The sequence below is a fragment of the Cytobacillus sp. FSL W8-0315 genome, assembly GCF_038002905.1.
Lineage (GTDB): Bacteria > Bacillota > Bacilli > Bacillales > Cytobacillaceae > Cytobacillus > Cytobacillus pseudoceanisediminis.
Window position 1 is genome coordinate 2981022 of record NZ_JBBOOC010000001.1, and the last position, 15727, is coordinate 2996748.

12 protein-coding genes and 2 pseudogenes are annotated in these 15727 nt (G+C 35.2%); 11 read left to right on the forward strand and 3 right to left on the reverse strand.

What is annotated here, in order from left to right:
* Positions 1-266 precede the first annotated feature (266 nt).
* A complete protein-coding gene (locus tag MKY20_RS15260) occupies positions 267-1502 on the reverse strand; it encodes an IS110 family transposase (protein WP_252222885.1) in 1236 nt (411 codons plus the stop codon).
* 610 nt (positions 1503-2112) lie between these two features.
* Here MKY20_RS15260 and MKY20_RS15265 point away from each other — a divergent pair.
* The 5 genes and pseudogenes from MKY20_RS15265 to MKY20_RS15285 all read left to right on the forward strand — a co-directional run bounded on the left by MKY20_RS15265 (position 2113) and on the right by MKY20_RS15285 (position 6991).
* The gene (locus MKY20_RS15265) at positions 2113-2910 is read left to right on the forward strand and encodes a phosphotransferase (RefSeq protein WP_009334061.1); all 798 of its coding nucleotides are present in this window, start codon (positions 2113-2115) and stop codon (positions 2908-2910) included.
* A gap of 205 nt (positions 2911-3115) precedes the next feature.
* Positions 3116-3453, forward strand: a pseudogene (locus tag MKY20_RS15270) (VOC family protein).
* 390 nt (positions 3454-3843) lie between these two features.
* Positions 3844-4053: a heavy-metal-associated domain-containing protein gene (locus MKY20_RS15275; RefSeq protein WP_009334062.1), complete on the forward strand. Its 210-nt coding sequence runs from the start codon at positions 3844-3846 to the stop codon at positions 4051-4053.
* Between the two features lie 681 nt (positions 4054-4734).
* Positions 4735-6000: an erythromycin esterase family protein gene (locus MKY20_RS15280; RefSeq protein ID WP_341001862.1), complete on the forward strand. Its 1266-nt coding sequence runs from the start codon at positions 4735-4737 to the stop codon at positions 5998-6000.
* A gap of 358 nt (positions 6001-6358) precedes the next feature.
* Entirely contained in the window at positions 6359-6991 is a 633-nt protein-coding gene (locus tag MKY20_RS15285) for a type 1 glutamine amidotransferase family protein (RefSeq protein ID WP_251264888.1), read from the forward strand.
* A gap of 548 nt (positions 6992-7539) precedes the next feature.
* Here the strand turns inward: MKY20_RS15285 and MKY20_RS15290 are convergent.
* Positions 7540-7893, reverse strand: coding sequence for a DoxX family protein (locus MKY20_RS15290; protein WP_251157043.1), 354 nt, complete (start codon positions 7891-7893; stop codon positions 7540-7542).
* A 112-nt stretch (positions 7894-8005) separates the two neighbouring features.
* On the opposite strand from MKY20_RS15290, the gene MKY20_RS15295 reads away from it, so the two are divergent.
* Together MKY20_RS15295 and MKY20_RS15300 are read left to right on the forward strand one after the other, a co-directional pair.
* A complete protein-coding gene (locus MKY20_RS15295; protein WP_251157044.1) occupies positions 8006-8713 on the forward strand; it encodes a Crp/Fnr family transcriptional regulator in 708 nt (235 codons plus the stop codon).
* A 602-nt stretch (positions 8714-9315) separates the two neighbouring features.
* Positions 9316-10398, forward strand: a pseudogene (locus MKY20_RS15300) (DUF3626 domain-containing protein).
* Positions 10399-11557: 1159 nt separating this feature from the next.
* Here the strand turns inward: MKY20_RS15300 and MKY20_RS15305 are convergent.
* Positions 11558-11779: a hypothetical protein gene (locus MKY20_RS15305; RefSeq protein WP_019383356.1), complete on the reverse strand. Its 222-nt coding sequence runs from the start codon at positions 11777-11779 to the stop codon at positions 11558-11560.
* A 187-nt stretch (positions 11780-11966) separates the two neighbouring features.
* Here MKY20_RS15305 and MKY20_RS15310 point away from each other — a divergent pair, with 187 nt between their 5' ends.
* From MKY20_RS15310 to MKY20_RS15325, 4 genes are all read left to right on the forward strand, one after another.
* Entirely contained in the window at positions 11967-12662 is a 696-nt protein-coding gene (locus MKY20_RS15310; RefSeq protein WP_009334070.1) for a response regulator transcription factor, read from the forward strand.
* 3 nt (positions 12663-12665) lie between these two features.
* Entirely contained in the window at positions 12666-13601 is a 936-nt protein-coding gene (locus MKY20_RS15315; protein ID WP_251157046.1) for a sensor histidine kinase, read from the forward strand.
* A gap of 206 nt (positions 13602-13807) precedes the next feature.
* A complete protein-coding gene (locus MKY20_RS15320) occupies positions 13808-14731 on the forward strand; it encodes an ABC transporter ATP-binding protein (protein WP_251157081.1) in 924 nt (307 codons plus the stop codon).
* Positions 14724-15407: an ABC transporter permease gene (locus MKY20_RS15325; RefSeq protein WP_009334073.1), complete on the forward strand. Its 684-nt coding sequence runs from the start codon at positions 14724-14726 to the stop codon at positions 15405-15407. The genes MKY20_RS15320 and MKY20_RS15325 overlap by 8 nt, the downstream gene beginning before the upstream one ends.
* The last annotated feature ends 320 nt before the right edge of the window (positions 15408-15727 follow it).

A 15727-nucleotide genomic window follows, 5' to 3' on the forward strand; every position in this document is an offset into this window, starting at 1 on the left:
TATAATAATCTTATGCTTTAAACAGGAGCAAAAAAGAGCGAAGGATTTTCATTCAAGTATTAAATACTTATCTGACAGGTTTTTATTTCAAGATAAGCTGCTAATCTGGCAGCTTTTTTCTTATTAAACTAAACCAGCTAATAGTTTGTCAACATTTTTCATTTAAATGGTTTTTTATTGTGTGGTATCCTAAAAGTAAGCATGCTAAATAACCTTCCGTCAGAGCTCTTTTGGAAGGTTTTGAGCTATTTAGGTAGCTTTTCATTTTAAGCTATATCTTGGAAAATTGAATTGCTTTTTAAGAGTGCAAAAATCCAGTGTAACAGCTTATTGGCACAAGCAATGATGGCAACCTTGTATGGTTTGCCTTCACCACGTTTCTTATCGTAAAACTCCCGCAACTTCTTATTGCGTGGGATGATTTCCGGTGTTGTCTTCTTTTTGCGGGAATCACGAATCGCACAACGGACAGCCATATATAACGCGTGCCTAAGCCTGCTTGATCCTCTTTTTGTAATCCGGTTGACTGTTCCTTTAAATCTACCGGACTCAAAGATGCTGGGATCTAACCCGGCAAATGCCACAAGCTTTTTTGGATTGTTAAACCGTTCAATCTCTCCGATTTCAGAAATGATCGTTGCCGCGATCTTTTCTCCGATACCCGGGATGGATTGGATGATTTGATATTCCTCCATTTCTCTTGCCAAGGCATCTATCTCTGCTTCCAACTTCGATAGGTGCTTTTGGTATTCCAGAAGCATCTTTATATTCAGTTCAAGACTTGTGATATGACTTCGATATAGGATTTCCTTAAAAGGATTTCTGGAGGCTGCCTCGATGAGCTTCTTTGCTTGAGTGAATGCCCACTTACTTGAACGGCTTTTACAAAGCTCATCAATCCGGTTGGCCAGGGTGTCTTCTTCAACTCCCAATACTTCTTTGGATGTAGGGAATTCCATTAAGGTTAATAGTGAGACAACCGAATATAAGTCTCCAAATACATCTTCGTATTCAGGGAATACCTGATCAAGCACTGCCTGAAATTGGAGCTTTGTCTGTACATACATACCCGTCATATTTTCGTGTTGCCTCGTAAGATTGCGAAGGTTTAGAAGTTGAATCCCACGTTTTTTATAAGGCTCCAGTTCCTCTTTGTAGTAGAGCTCACACAAATGCCTGGCATCGATGATATCTGTTTTTACCTTCCGCAAGGAAGAACTTTTTGCTCGATAAGAGACAAGTGGGTTAACAATAATAAGCAAGTAGCCTCTTTCTTCAAAATATTGGACGACAGGTGTATGATAATGGCCTGTAGACTCTAAAACAATCGGTGGTTTAATCCCAGTATGATCTTCTATTTCACTAAGAAACTCACTTAATGTTCCCAGACCTTCTAGAGTATGAGGTACTTTAAAGCTTGTTTTATAAGGTTTTTTCTTATCCAAGAAAGCCTGTACCTGGCTTTCGCCTTTGGCCACATCTAGTCCAACAACAGGGTTCATTATTTTATCTCCTCCAAAAAATTATAAATTTGCCGGCAGCCCCTAGACCTTCTTGCAGTTTCATAGCTTCGCTTGTTATACGAGATCACTGTCCCAACCAGCCAAATCATGTTTAAGCAAGTAGGGGGTGAACAGTTTAGCTGACGGGATCATCCTCCCACGGGCAGGTGCGTTCTACCCCGGCTACCGTAATCATAAAACCATATAAAAAATGGTCAACCAGAAAAATCTGGCTGACCTTATAATACGAACGGGGCAGGTTTGTTGAATAAGGTGTGTTGAAAAAATTACAGATAAATTGTGTGAATTCGGTTTTATTTAATTACTAATATTTGGTATTATATAATTTAAAGAGATGTAATGAAAGGGGAATCTATATTACACATGTGGAATACCTTGAAATGATTATTTAATTGGATAGAGACAGGGTGCGGTCCTTGGTCTTTAAGGATGCGTTTATTTGTCTATCTGAAATCATTCAAGGGATACAAGATGTGGACAATTAAATTCCCATTGCCAAGCAGATATCCTTATATATCTGTTTTTCATTATGGGTAAAAATACATCTCAATTGACACAGTCATAACGTCCCTAAATAGGGGGAATTCTAATGAAAAGTCATTACGAAAACGAAGAAGTGCTAACAGGAGGAAATGTCTCGATAGTATACCGTTCGGGAGATACTGTTCGACGAGAATTAAAACCTGATAGTGTAAAAATTCATAAGTTGTATCAGCATTTAGAAAGTGAAGGATTCGACTATGCACCGAAGTACTTAGGTATTGATGAAAAAGATAGAGAGATATTAACTTTTATTGAAGGAGAAGCTGGTAATTATCCTTTAAAAAAATATATGTGGTCTAATGGTGTTTTAAAAGAGATAGCGAAAATGCTTCGTCTCTATCATGATGCTGTGAGTAATTTTCCTATCGACGAGAATTGGCAGCCAATAGAAAACACACCTCAGCCAATGGAGGTGCTATGTCACAATGATTTTGCCATCTATAACATCATTTTTAATCACGAAAAGCCAGTAGGGATTATTGATTTTGATCTTGCTGCTCCTGGTCCAAGACTTTGGGATATAGCTTATACTCTATACACTTGCGTTCCTTTAAGCAGACTTTATCATACTGAATCAGGTAAGGCAGTTTATTATGATCCATTAAAGGATGCCAACCGTATAAAACAAAGAGTTAGATTATTTTTTGAATCCTATGGTATTGAGGGGATAGAAAATGGTTTTTTTGAGATGGTGCTGCTGCGAGTAGAAGGTTTATGTAAAACAATGCAAAGGAAAGCAAACGAAGGCAATATGGCGTTTCAAAAAATGATCGATGAAGGACATTTTGAACATTATCAAAAGGAACTTCAATTCATTCGTGAACATGGGAAAGAATGGATTTAATAAAATTTTGAACTAAATGTATAGTATAGCGTTAAGCCACTTGGGTTTAACGCTTTTTTAATTTTGAATATTCCAGGATAAATATAATTGAAAAAAGGCAAGTTTGTGCTATTTTATTCACTACAAAAGAGAGGAAGAAGCAAGAAGTCTAAATCAAGCTTGTAAGATAGTTTTGAAAAGTTATGCTAATAAGGAAGTGTACCCTATGAAACTATACCATATCAATCCTACGGCCACTGACGTTATTGCTGCACGAGAGTTCTTAGAGAAATATTTCTACTTGCAAACCAAGAGGATAAAAAGCGATTCATTTGCTGTATTAACTGATGATGACGGATTGCTGCTAGCTTTGATGAAAGATACTCAGGCCAACTACCCCATGTCCTTTCATATTGGCTTCTTTCAAGAGAGTAATGAACGAGTATACGAGATCAATCAACGATTGAAGGATGATGGTTTGATGTGAAGCCGCCTAAGATGGCTCATCGATGGACATTCTATGTTAAAGCCTCAGGAGGATTTACTGTGGAGGTACTAAGTTGAGTAAGATATATTCGATACTTTTAGGTTACCTAATACTGCAAAGAATCAAGAATGCTTATATTCATGTTCAGCTGCTAATCAGGCTGTTTTTTCTTTTTACCATGAAAATAAGTTTCTTCAATTGAATAAGCTCAATATCCTCGTACTTTACTATAAGTCATTTTTCATTGTTTTTTAAATCTTAACCGGTTAATTTTTAAAAATTTACATATTCTATAATTCAGTGGCGAAAAATGGATAATTAAAATAATAAATAAGGGGAATTATGAAAAAATCGTTCAAACTATGAGAAGGTTTAGACGCTGTAATGGTGACGATCCATCACCTTATTTATCTTGAAGGTGCTAACAGAAGCTCAAAGAATAAATGTTCGGAAGGAAGGATTAAAAATTGAAGCAATTAACTATTTTTATTAAAGAAGCAACAAATGAAGAGCCGATTCAAACATTAGAAACGATTCTGATGAAGTTGGATGGCATTGAGAGAGCTTTGGTGGACATCGATGATGGTGAAGTAAAGATTACATACGACGAAAGGCAAGTTGACCATGAAAAAATTAAAAATTGGATTCAACAACATGGTTTACATCTTCTTAACTAAAAAATTTCTTATTTCTAGTTCTTAAACTAAAATTTATAAATAAAAGAAGTAAATAAAGTAGATAATATTCACTTGCTTATTCCATCTACCTTTTGTTAGATAGGTTCAACAATCGGGCGCTTTCTTTTGTAAGAAGGCGTCTTTTTTATAAGCTCCTACACAAACAGATTGCTAGGACTTAGAAACAAAGTGTACTGAACATTGGCATCCATTTAAAAATGGATGCTTTTTTTAACTTTACTTTCCATTCTTAAATACGGAATTAAAATTTTTTTGGTGATTAAGCGAGCAGGTGCTTATATTCAAGATCAGCTGCCGAATTCTTTTTCTTATTTAACAAAAGGGGCAGGTTTGTGTAATAAGAATTCTGCGAGATATTATTTAATGAATCTTTTAATAATATCATACGTACATAATATTAAGGGTGGTGTGAGTAATGAATTTTGGTGGGTGGGTTGCAATCGGAATTGCGGTTGCAGTTGCTATGGGGTTATTTGACAAAAAAACTAAGAAAAATAAATAGATAATAAATAGACTTAGACTTTAATAAGGCTGCCATTACAAAGGTAGCTGCTTTTTTATATAACAAACGGGGCAGGTTAGTAGAAGATCTTTCGGAAAATAGTCTTTTAGAATCTAATGGTAGTATTTTTTAAAATAAGAGTATTTGAGGGATATAAGATGGTTTTTTTAAAAAAGGATTCTTTATTATTAACAATCATTTCGCTTTTTGTTTTATTAACAGGCTGCGGGAGTGCCAAAGTAGTGGAAGAAGAAGATCAATACATATCAGCCGTTAAACAAATCGATATTCCAGATGATGTAAAAATAATCGGTTTGGGGGAGGCAACACACGGAAACATTGAATTTCAAGAGTTGAAAAGAGATGTTTTTGAAGTGCTTGTAAAAAACGAGGGTGTTCGTGTTTTTGTCTTAGAAGGTGATTTTGGAGGCGGACAGCGAATTAATCAGTTCATTTTAAATGGAAATGGAACAGCAGAAGAGGCAGTGAACACTCTTGATTATAGTATTTATAAGACGGAACAAATGATTGATCTTGTTCAATGGATGCATGATTATAACGATTCTGTGAGCGAGGATGATAAAGTTTATTTTTATGGAAATGATATGCAGCGTTATGACTACAGTAAGAAAGGAGTGCTTGATTATTATAAAGTGGTAAACGCAGATGAATTCAAAAAAAATGCATTACATTTGAAACATATTTCAAATGATAAAATGCGTGAGTTAACTACGGAGCAATTGAATGAAATCGATGAAACAATAGAAAAAATCATTTTAGACCTGCAATCTAATGAAGTGACTTACGTGAAGCAATCTTCTGCTGATGCCTATGCCTTTGCTTTACAAAATGCGAAAAACATGAAACAACGTACGCAGTTATTTTTAAACGAAGGAGATTATACGAAACTTCGTGATCAATTTTTAGCGGACAATTTACAATGGATAGCTGAATTTGAAGCAGCACGTGGCCATGATAAAATATTTGTCACCGGACATAATGGGCATATTGAAAAAACGTCGGCATCGGTAGCCGGTTACAAATCGATGGGGCATTATTTAGATGAGGTATATGGTGAAGAGTACTTTGCCATTGGAACTGATTTTATCAGCAGCGAGTTCCAGGCGAAAAAGGGCGACTCTGGTGAACGGAAAATTTATAAACTGGAGAATCACAATGATTTAGTTGATGCATTTAGTGAAGTGGAGTCAAATATTTTCTATGTTAATTTTGAAAAAGCGAGTACGTCTGATGAATTAATGGATATCATCACGAGTGAGCAAAAGATGTCAAATATCGGGGATGATTTTCGTACGTGGTACAAGTTTTCAAAGGTGTTTTACACGATTAAAATGACACCCAGCGAAGCATATGACGGTATTATTATTGTAAAGGAAGCAACGGCAATAAACGTAATAGAATAGCATTCTCCCGAGTATACAATTTTTTGAATAACAAGGCATAAAAGGAGAACATTATCTCATTTTTCACGGGCGCTTATTCTTTCATATGAGGGCGCCCTTTTTTTAGTGTCGCAACACATTTTAGAGATTAACATTTGAAGTTTTCTGCACAAGCTATAGGGTCCTGTGTTCAAGATTTTCTACTAAATTAGGCAGTTTTTCTTATTGAACAAATGGGGCAGGTTAGATGAAAAAGAAATAGACTTTTGGTTAAATATGGTATACAATAATCTCTAAGAGAACGTATGTTCTTTTAGGTGGGATTTCTTTTGATGTGTAAAAAAATAAACTATAAAATTTATGATTGGAGTGTTATTGGATGCAAACAAAAAAAGTTTTTCTATATGTATTTAATACAATGTCGGACTGGGAATATGGATATTTAATTGCTGAACTAAACTCAGGAAGATATTTCAAAAAAGATTTAGAACCTTTAAAAGTAATTACAGTAGGAGCTAATAAAGAAATGATTACTACTATGGGAGGATTGGGCATAAAACCAGCTATTTCCCTTGAAGAATGTACTCTTGAGTGTAAAGATCTTTTAATTTTACCAGGAGGGACTACTTGGAATGAAGAAATTCATCAACCTATCTTGGAAAGAATTGGACAAGCTTTAAAGCTTGGCACTATTGTTGCTGCAATTTGTGGTGCAATTGAGGCCCTTGCGAATATGGGATACTTAGATACTAGAAAGCATACAAGTAATAATTTAGAATACACTAAAATGGTATGTCCTAACTATAAAGGAGAAAAGTTCTATGAGGTGGGATCTGCGGTATCTGATGCGAATTTAGTTACTGCATCAGGAATAGCTCCTCTGGAATTTGCGATGGAAGTACTGAAAAAATTAGATGTATTTGCACCCGATACATTAGATTCTTGGTATAGTTTAAATAAGACTCATAAACCTGAATACTTCTTCCAGTTAATGAACTCAATGAATAAATGAGTTAAAATATCAAATGGCATATTTTTATTTTTTGAAATAAATTTCCATACTTTGTACGATGTCAAAGTATAATTTTTACACATAATCAAAGTTTTTAGATAAGTTAACAGAGGTTGTTGATAATTATAAACTATCGGGGGTGTTGATCCAAGCAGGATTAATGCCCTTTTATGTTGAACTCCTTATTGTAGAAACGGGCAGTTTTGTTCAAGGAGGATTCCCTATATGAAGGGCGAGTAATGGTAACATGGTGATAGATTGTGAAAGAAATATTTGTAATACTAAGAGCACTATCTCTGTGAACAGACAAAATACGTTGATTTTTAATATTATTTAATGCTAGGTCTCAGAAAACACTTATATACAATGGAGGATTAAGAAAAAAGAAAAACTGTACTTTAGTAAAATAGTTGCCTTTTCCCTTCGAGTTAAATAATAGCCCGTTTCTTTATATAGAAGCGGGCTATTTATTTTAAGTAAGCCTAAGGCCCCCATAATAAAGCCCGTTTTGTGCATGTAACATATATAATTGGCATAGCTATTCTTAACTACTTAACAATTTGAATAAAGATGATTACGCTAGCTAAAGTAAGCATCGTTAAAGCATTTAACCCCATAATCGGTCTATGTTTGGCTCTAAAGAAGTGAGCATGTAAAGCACCAAGCATAAGAATAATAATTAGGGATCCCGAAAGCAAAATAAATTTAGGAAGCCAAAATCCAATAATCAATCCGCCTACCCCCAATAATTCTAAGAAAGCAGTTATTTGCATAAACCAAAGGGGGTAGCGATATTCCCTCCAGTGCTTAACCATTGACTTGGTACGCACTAATTTCATCGAAATAGAAATAACGAAAATAAGAATTAGAATAATTTGAATGGTAACCGTTACAGAATCCATACAGTTCCCTCCTTTTGTATAATAGACGTGCATGCTACACAGTAATTCTAGGCTTTTTAATTTAGTGAGTATGTAGTCTGGACTACATTCCGCAGAATTTTGGGAGGGCTCTATGGATAAGATTAAGTATTTATCGAGAATACAGCTTTTTGGGGATCTAGCCTTGGAAGAATTAAAGAAATATGAACCGGTCACACCAATAAAAGTTATGAAAAAGGGTACCATTATTAGTTCTCCTCATATGAATCAAAAGATATTGTATTTGATCAAATCGGGTAAAGTTCGTTTGTATAGATTAACTGAAAGCGGGAAAGAGTTTACAATTGATATTTTAGAAAGTGGACATGTGTTTGGAGAGATTGGTACGTTTACAACAGGTTCTGAAAATTTATATGCTGAGACATGGGAAGATTCTATTATTTGCAGAATAGATAGAGTGCAGTTTGAAAAAATAATATGCGAAAGTCCAAGTATTGCATTAAAACTACTTGAAATAATCTCCAGCCGTTTAAAGGAAGTCGAAGAGTTATTAGAGTATATGGCATATAGCAGTGTAAAGAAACGCCTTTTATTCCTGTTAAATAAACTTACAGAAAAGTTTGGGGATAAATCGTCAGGCAGAAGCCCGGGAGATTGGATTGCACTTGATATTCACATCACTCATCACGAATTAGCAATGATGATGGGCAGTATTCGTGAAACAGTGACAGCCCTTTTAAATGAATTGAATGCGGAAGGAATTGTACGCAAAGCAGGAAGGCGAGGAACAATGGAAGTTCATGGCGCACGTCTAAAATGTGCATTAAAAGAGGATAGATAAAAATCTGGATTTATTGCAGAGACTGCCATACCAGGTGGATTTTTCTTTTTGAACAAACGGGGCAGCATTCCTGTAATGAAGGAAAATGGAGTTTGAACAAAAAAATAACCTCTTGGTAGAATGAGAGAGTCCTGAAGCCGGCAAGCGAAAAGGACATTACTCAAATACCAGGAGGCATTAAAATGAATTATAACCAGAATAAGAAGATTGCTCAAGTTACTCCTTACACCCTGATTATAGGGAGGGATATCGCGAAATTCAAGCATGTGGCGTAAATAATAGTGAGATAGAAAATGATTATCAAACGGAACTAACATATGAAGACAAACTTGAAATGGGGTATTTTTATAATGCAGCTTCTGTTAATAACCAAATTGACCCTAAGCTTTTTACAAAAGAATAATCTGTTTCTAATTATAAAGGCTAAACCCGTTGGTTGATATATAAAGCTTTGTACATAAATCGAGAGTTGAAGTTAATGCTGCCAATCCAGGAAGCATTTTTCTTATTGCACAAACGGGGCAGATTTGTTTAAGAAGGAAAATAAGGAATCCTTGCTGAATTATTGATTTAATCCGATGAAAGGAGAGATTCATTTATTTATGGAATTATCAAGGTCACAATTATTAGCTTTGGAAAATATTACAAAATATGCACAGGACTATACCTATGAAGCTAAAAAGACAATAAATCACATATTAAAAATGTCTAATATTTCGGATGAAACATTTAAAAATGCTGTAAATAAATTAAAGGCCCATGCAAGAATAGGATTACATTTTCACCCAGATAGGCCAGATTCATCTATGAAAAGTGTTGCTGAAGCACTGTTAGAGTCTGGAATATATAAGAGCCAGTTTGAAACAGGGTTGTCTAACGGCAGTGTATCTGCTTACCCAGGTGGTGAACGAGACCTTTGGGAGAAGAGAATTTTTGAAGGTGCATATCACCTGCAGGGCATAACCAATAACCATCGTCCTAAATATGGTGCATTGAATTTGATGTTGCACCCAGATGGACCTTCCCCACGTTTTGGTTCATGCTATTTTCTTCTATCCCCTAAGGTTTCATATCGTTCTACCTATACATATTTAGATTCGCATCAAGACCCAAAAGAAAAGGGAACTTATAAAGAGTTTGACATGATTTTGGCTGCTCTTTTAGAAGAGGCGTTCGTAAGAGATTTTGCAATTGGTGAAAGAAATCTGCCTCCAGTTAGATTAGTAAATCATTTACTGGTTAATCTTGAACGACCGTTTACAGACCCAGCAACCAAAAAGCCAAATCGAAATCTTAATCACTATATTGAAGCCCAGATTCATGGAGATATTTCACTTAAAGAAGACGTGGATTTGCTTGTTGCAGACCCTTCTTTTAAGAAAACTCGTATAGGGAGAATCTTAGAACAACTGTGCTTTAAATATTCCATTCAACTGTATTGGCATAAGTGATTTGCACTTATGATAGAAGAAGTTCCAAAAGATTTTAGAGGCCCATCTATGCCCTCCTTAGCAAAACTCATTGGACAAAATAATGTTATCGATGCGAGCATAATTGGAACTGCTGTAATGGACTTAATACGCAATCCGGCATCTTGGAGCGAACGTGGGGATCATAAGGAGGTACTTCAGGAATTAAAACTATTGTGGCACGTTTTAGTGAGGTATGGAAAGCCATTAGATTAAAGCTGCCTTTTTTGAATTATTACACTTAAAGTAATGGGTGCTTAAAATCAATTGCCAAGCCCAGGCGGCTTCTTGTATATAGACATGTCAGAAATAAATAAAGTTATTCCTAATGTTGAAAAGATGAAAGAAGTAGGGTAGCTCCATACAAAGACACACTGGGTAAAGCACAATAATGAATATATTAAGCAATAGAGAAGTATTCCTATATAAGAGATTCAAACATTGATTTATTAACGATGTATACTTATTCTTTTTTCAAAAAAACCTTATTGTGTACTTTCATTATTGTAATTAGCAATGGAACTGTAATGACTAACATAAGAATCAAAATTACAGCGTTCATATAGTATTGAATATTAGGATTGTATCCATATGTACTGAATAGAAAAAAAGATAAAATGAACAAAGCAGATAAAAACAGCTCAAAAATTAATGTGATAATAAAAAATAATACATAAGGAATAACAATCCCTTTGTGAGAAACATGTTTTAAAGTTAATCCGTCCCAGCATAGGCCGGCTAATTTATTTATTTTCCTCATTGATACCACTCCTAGGAACATACCTAATATATAGTATGTCAAAAACAGCCTTTTTTACTGTTTTTAATACAATTTAATAATAAACTTGTTGGATTTTTTAATATGCCCAATAACTTTAAGCCAATCCTGCTGCACTAGTTTGACTTTTAGGAAGCATGTATGCCTAGGGATGGGGTGATATCCAATTTGCCGTTATTATCTCGATCTTGTTGCTGTCATTTGTAGATGATACTGCTGCAGGATTAGGTTTACAAGTATGGAAGAAAAGAGTTCTCGCCCTGATTGTCGGGTCCTTTTATCCACAGTTGCCGTTTCCTTTATGGAGACGATCGGATTCAGTGGTTTAAGAATATGGCGAAAATATTTATTCCTGCTTTTCAGATGGAGTTCTTTTTATGACATCTGCTTCACCTGAAACATCAATGTGAGATGTTTCTTTCAAGAGCAGCTGCCAAATCAGGAGACTTTTTATTATTTAACTAAAGGGGCAGGTAGTTAATAATTAAGTTATTCCAGTAATGTTTTTTAAAAAGCGACCAGCCTTAAAAATATGGTCGCTTTCTTTATAAAAAAATATACTTTCTTATTGAAAAACCTTCTGTGAAAAAAGGGTTTTTATTGTAATTGGTTATTTGAATTTAATTTATTTTGTTGGTTGTTTTGCTGATTTTGTTGCATCTGTGTGGCCTGATTACCACCCATTCCTGCTGCCAATGGTATAAATTGTTGAAGGGTTTGCCCCGTACCTTGCCCCCTGGTCATACTATAGAACGCTGCTGCACCGATACCAATTGATGCAACTAATGGAAACCAAATTTGCTGTTGTTGTTGCTGCATTTTTCCACCACCTTTTCTAGCCTTAATGCCTTTTTATTTTTCGTTGTTAATATTAATAAAATGTAAGTAAAACATTTCCAAGCTACTTGGTTTTTGAAAGAAGGAATTTTGTGTATAGTATCGAAATACAGTAATAGAAAAACGTATATGATAGGCTGTGTTAAAAGAAGTGAATGGATGTGGAAGTATGCAAAAACGTATTTTGCTTGTGGAAGACGACCGGGAAATTAATAAATTGATAAAGGATCACTTAGAACAGGAGAATTTTAAAGTACTTACCGCATTTGATGGAGAGGAGGCATTATCTCTCTTTAAGAAAGAAGAGTTCGATTTAATCCTGCTTGATTTAATGCTTCCTAAATTTAGTGGTATGGATATCTTAAAAAAAGTCAGAGAAAAAAGCTTACTTCCTGTTTTGATTATATCAGCAAAAGGAAGTGACCTGGACAAAGCTTTAGGTCTTGGTTTTGGTGCAGATGATTATATCAGTAAACCTATTTCCATGATTGAACTGACTGCCAGAGTGCATGCAGCGATTCGAAGAGCAACGCAATATATTCCCGCTACGAACCATTCCGCTCCCGCAATTATCCAATTTAAAGAACTTTCCCTCGACTTATCCACCTTTTCTGTACAGGTGAAGGATAAGATTGCCCAGCTAACATCCAAAGAATTTCATATTTTAAAGCTTTTTATGACAAATCAGAGCAGAGTGTTTACAAAGGAGCAAATCTACCAGTTTATTTGGCAAGATGATTATTATGGTAATGAAAATGTAATAAATGTTCATATAAGAAGGCTTCGTGAAAAAATTGAAAAGGATCCGTCTAACCCGCAGTATATTCGGACAATTTGGGGGATCGGATATAAATTAGGAGAATAATTTATGATCCTTGCGCTTAGTGTGCTGATTACTTTCTTACTCGTCATGAATATAATCCAGTATGTTTCCCGAAAAAAAATAAATAACCATTTACATGAAATAAGTGAAAAGTTAGCAGAAATCATAGAGCACAAGACAGCTGAAAAAGTGTTATTGCAAACAGACCAGCATTCCATACAGTTTTTACTCATTCAAATAAACCGGCTATTGGCATACAACCAAAAGGTATTTGCAGATTACGCAAGTACAAAAGACAGCTTAAGGAAGATGATATCCAACATGTCACATGATTTGAAGACACCACTAACAGTTATTTTAGGTTATGTGGAGAAACTTAAGCTGGATGATAAGTTAAGTGAGGATGAGAAGGAAAAGGCCATTTTACGGCTTCATGAAAAAGTAGTGGGGTTAATCTCATTACTTAATCAATTTTTTGACCTTGTCAAAATAGAATCCGATGATTATATGATTCCATTAAGCAAGATATCTCTTAATGAGATTTGCAGGAAGAATGTTTTGGATTATTATGATTTGCTCCTTTCAAAGGGTCTTCAGGTAGAAATTGATATCCCGGACCGGAATTTTTACATCCTCGGCAATGAGCATGCTTTAAATCGAATACTCAGCAATTTAATTTCTAATTCTATACGGTATGGAAGTGATGGGGGAGTATTTGGTTTAACACTTCGAGAAGATAAAGGGTCCATTGCTGTAGAGATTTGGGATAAAGGAAAAGGGATTGCAGAGGTGCATCAGGATCGTGTATTTGACAGGCTTTATACACTGGATGATGCCAGAAATCCACAATTTCAAGGAAGCGGTCTAGGCTTAAGCATCTCGAAGCGTTTAACAGAAGCAATGAATGGTTCGATACACTTAAGAAGCAAACCCTTTGAGAAAACGGCTTTCATATGTATCTTTAAACAAATGATATATTAAGATTGCTTGAAAGAGGTGTTCTGCTGGAACGGCTCTTTTTTACTTTTGCCTATTTTTTGGTGACATGATTAGATAGCCACGCTATCTTGGTACATACTTGCCTCTGGATGATGTAAAAAATTCCAACTTAAGAAACATGTAAGAAATGAGAAAGAAAAAAGTCAGTATCTCTGATTAAGATAAAAGTAATAAAGGAGGTCTAAATGATGGATTACGTTGTTCAAACAAATGGATTAACGAAAACCGTGAAAGGTATAACACTCGTATCGAATGTAAACCTTCATATCAAAAAAGGGGAGATATATGGATTTCTTGGTCAGAATGGTGCTGGAAAAACAACGATCATGAAAATGCTCACAGGATTGCTTATTCCTTCTAAGGGAGAAATTTTATTGTTTGGAAAAAAACTCACAGAAACCAATAAGTCAGGCTTAAAACGAGTAGGGAGTATAATTGAATATCCCATTTTTTTCGAGCATTTAACAGCAATGGAGAATCTGGAGCTTCACTGTGAATATTTAGGTTATTATGATAAAAAGGCTATTACACAAGCTTTGGAATTGGTCCATTTAAAAGGAATTGAAGATAAAGTGGTTAAGGATTTTTCCCTTGGGATGAAACAGCGCCTTGGGATTGTAAGAGCCATTATCACCAAGCCTGAGCTGATTATTTTGGATGAACCGACAAACGGTCTGGATCCAATTGGCATTAAAGATATGCGTGATTTAATTCGGATGCTGAACAAGGAATATGGGATTACCTTTCTTCTGTCCAGTCATATTTTAGGAGAAATTGAACAGATTGTTGATCGGGTTGGTGTGATTCAAAATGGAAAACTGGTGAATGAAGTGAGCTTAGCAGAGATTAGGAAGCAAAGAGCGGATTATATTGAAATTGTCACACCAGACGCCGATAGAACAGCGTATTTGCTTGAACATGAACTCCGCATATCCAATATGAAGATTGTAGGTGACAGGAGAGTTCGGATTTATGATGTAACCCAGTCTCAAAGTGAGATTACAAAAATCTTAATTCTGCATGATATTGAGCTAGAGGAAATACAAAAACATACAAGCACACTGGAAGACTATTTTTATCGTCAAATTCATGGAGGTGAAATAATTGTTTAAATTGATGGAATTGGAATGGAGAAAATTAAAACAAAAGATGGTTATTGGTGAGATGATTATTTACCTAGGCATTCTTATGTTTTTGCCAGTGTTTTTTATTAAGATGGTAATGGCAGATTTTGGGCAGAATTATTCCGTTGTTATTCAGCTGATCGTGTCGATTCAGCTGGGATTTGTCCTATTTGGAGCATCTCTTATCAATCAGGTTTTCATTGAGGAATATAAGAATAAAACCATATCTCTTTCGTTTGGCTATCCAATAAGCCGGAAAAAGCTGGTTATGGCGAAAATTCTTTTTATCTCGCTGGCTGTTTTCCTTTGTACGCTTGTATCCTTTGTATTGACCGGCTTGGCAACCTATTTGATCGATCAGGTTTTTGATATCATTAATGGGCAGCCAACTGCTGCAGATTTCGCAGCCTATTTTAGTAAAATGATTGTTCATTCATTTATAACTGCCCTAATTAGTTTAATTCCGCTCTTCTTCTTTGGTATTTGGAAAAGGGCAACGATTCCAACCGTTATTTGTGCCATATTCCTAATGCAGTTTCAAAACTTTTCCTCTCTTATTAATATCACTCTTGACCCTGCCCTTGTTAATGCAGTGCTTTGTCTATTAGGATTCGTTAGTGTTTATCTTTCGATTAAAATGATTGATAAAGTGGGGGATATTTAGTTTTAGGCAGCGTTGAAAAATTTTGGGGATGGTTAATAAGCTTTGCACTATAAAAAGTTTTTAATAAGGTTAATTGATGATAAGTTGGTGAAGAAATGGAGCTTAGAATAACAGGTGCAAGAGTTGGAGATTCAGTGTGGATCGGCAGCTCTTTTTTCTTATTCGGCTAAAGGGGCAGGTTTTTTTAAAACTAACGATTGTACTAAAATAAAAACATGAGAAAAAAGAACTTCTTTAGATAGTTTTTAGAAGAGTCCATACTTATTAATGGTGATGGAGCTAATACTGTTTAATAGAAGAGGAAGAGAAGATAGTGTTTC

Excerpts from the sequence above, each read along its gene's own strand:
- MKY20_RS15320 (WP_251157081.1), top strand. The coding sequence starts at position 13,808 with ATGGATTACGTTGTTCAAACAAATGGATTAACGAAAACCGTGAAAGGT.
- MKY20_RS15260 (WP_252222885.1), bottom strand. The coding sequence starts at position 1,502 with ATGAACCCTGTTGTTGGACTAGATGTGGCCAAAGGCGAAAGCCAGGTA.
- MKY20_RS15295 (WP_251157044.1), top strand. The coding sequence starts at position 8,006 with ATGGATAAGATTAAGTATTTATCGAGAATACAGCTTTTTGGGGATCTA.
- MKY20_RS15310 (WP_009334070.1), top strand. The coding sequence starts at position 11,967 with ATGCAAAAACGTATTTTGCTTGTGGAAGACGACCGGGAAATTAATAAA.
- MKY20_RS15315 (WP_251157046.1), top strand. The coding sequence starts at position 12,666 with ATGATCCTTGCGCTTAGTGTGCTGATTACTTTCTTACTCGTCATGAAT.
- MKY20_RS15305 (WP_019383356.1), bottom strand. The coding sequence starts at position 11,779 with ATGCAGCAACAACAACAGCAAATTTGGTTTCCATTAGTTGCATCAATT.
- MKY20_RS15280 (WP_341001862.1), top strand. The coding sequence starts at position 4,735 with ATGGTTTTTTTAAAAAAGGATTCTTTATTATTAACAATCATTTCGCTT.
- MKY20_RS15265 (WP_009334061.1), top strand. The coding sequence starts at position 2,113 with ATGAAAAGTCATTACGAAAACGAAGAAGTGCTAACAGGAGGAAATGTC.
- MKY20_RS15285 (WP_251264888.1), top strand. The coding sequence starts at position 6,359 with ATGCAAACAAAAAAAGTTTTTCTATATGTATTTAATACAATGTCGGAC.
- MKY20_RS15290 (WP_251157043.1), bottom strand. The coding sequence starts at position 7,893 with ATGGATTCTGTAACGGTTACCATTCAAATTATTCTAATTCTTATTTTC.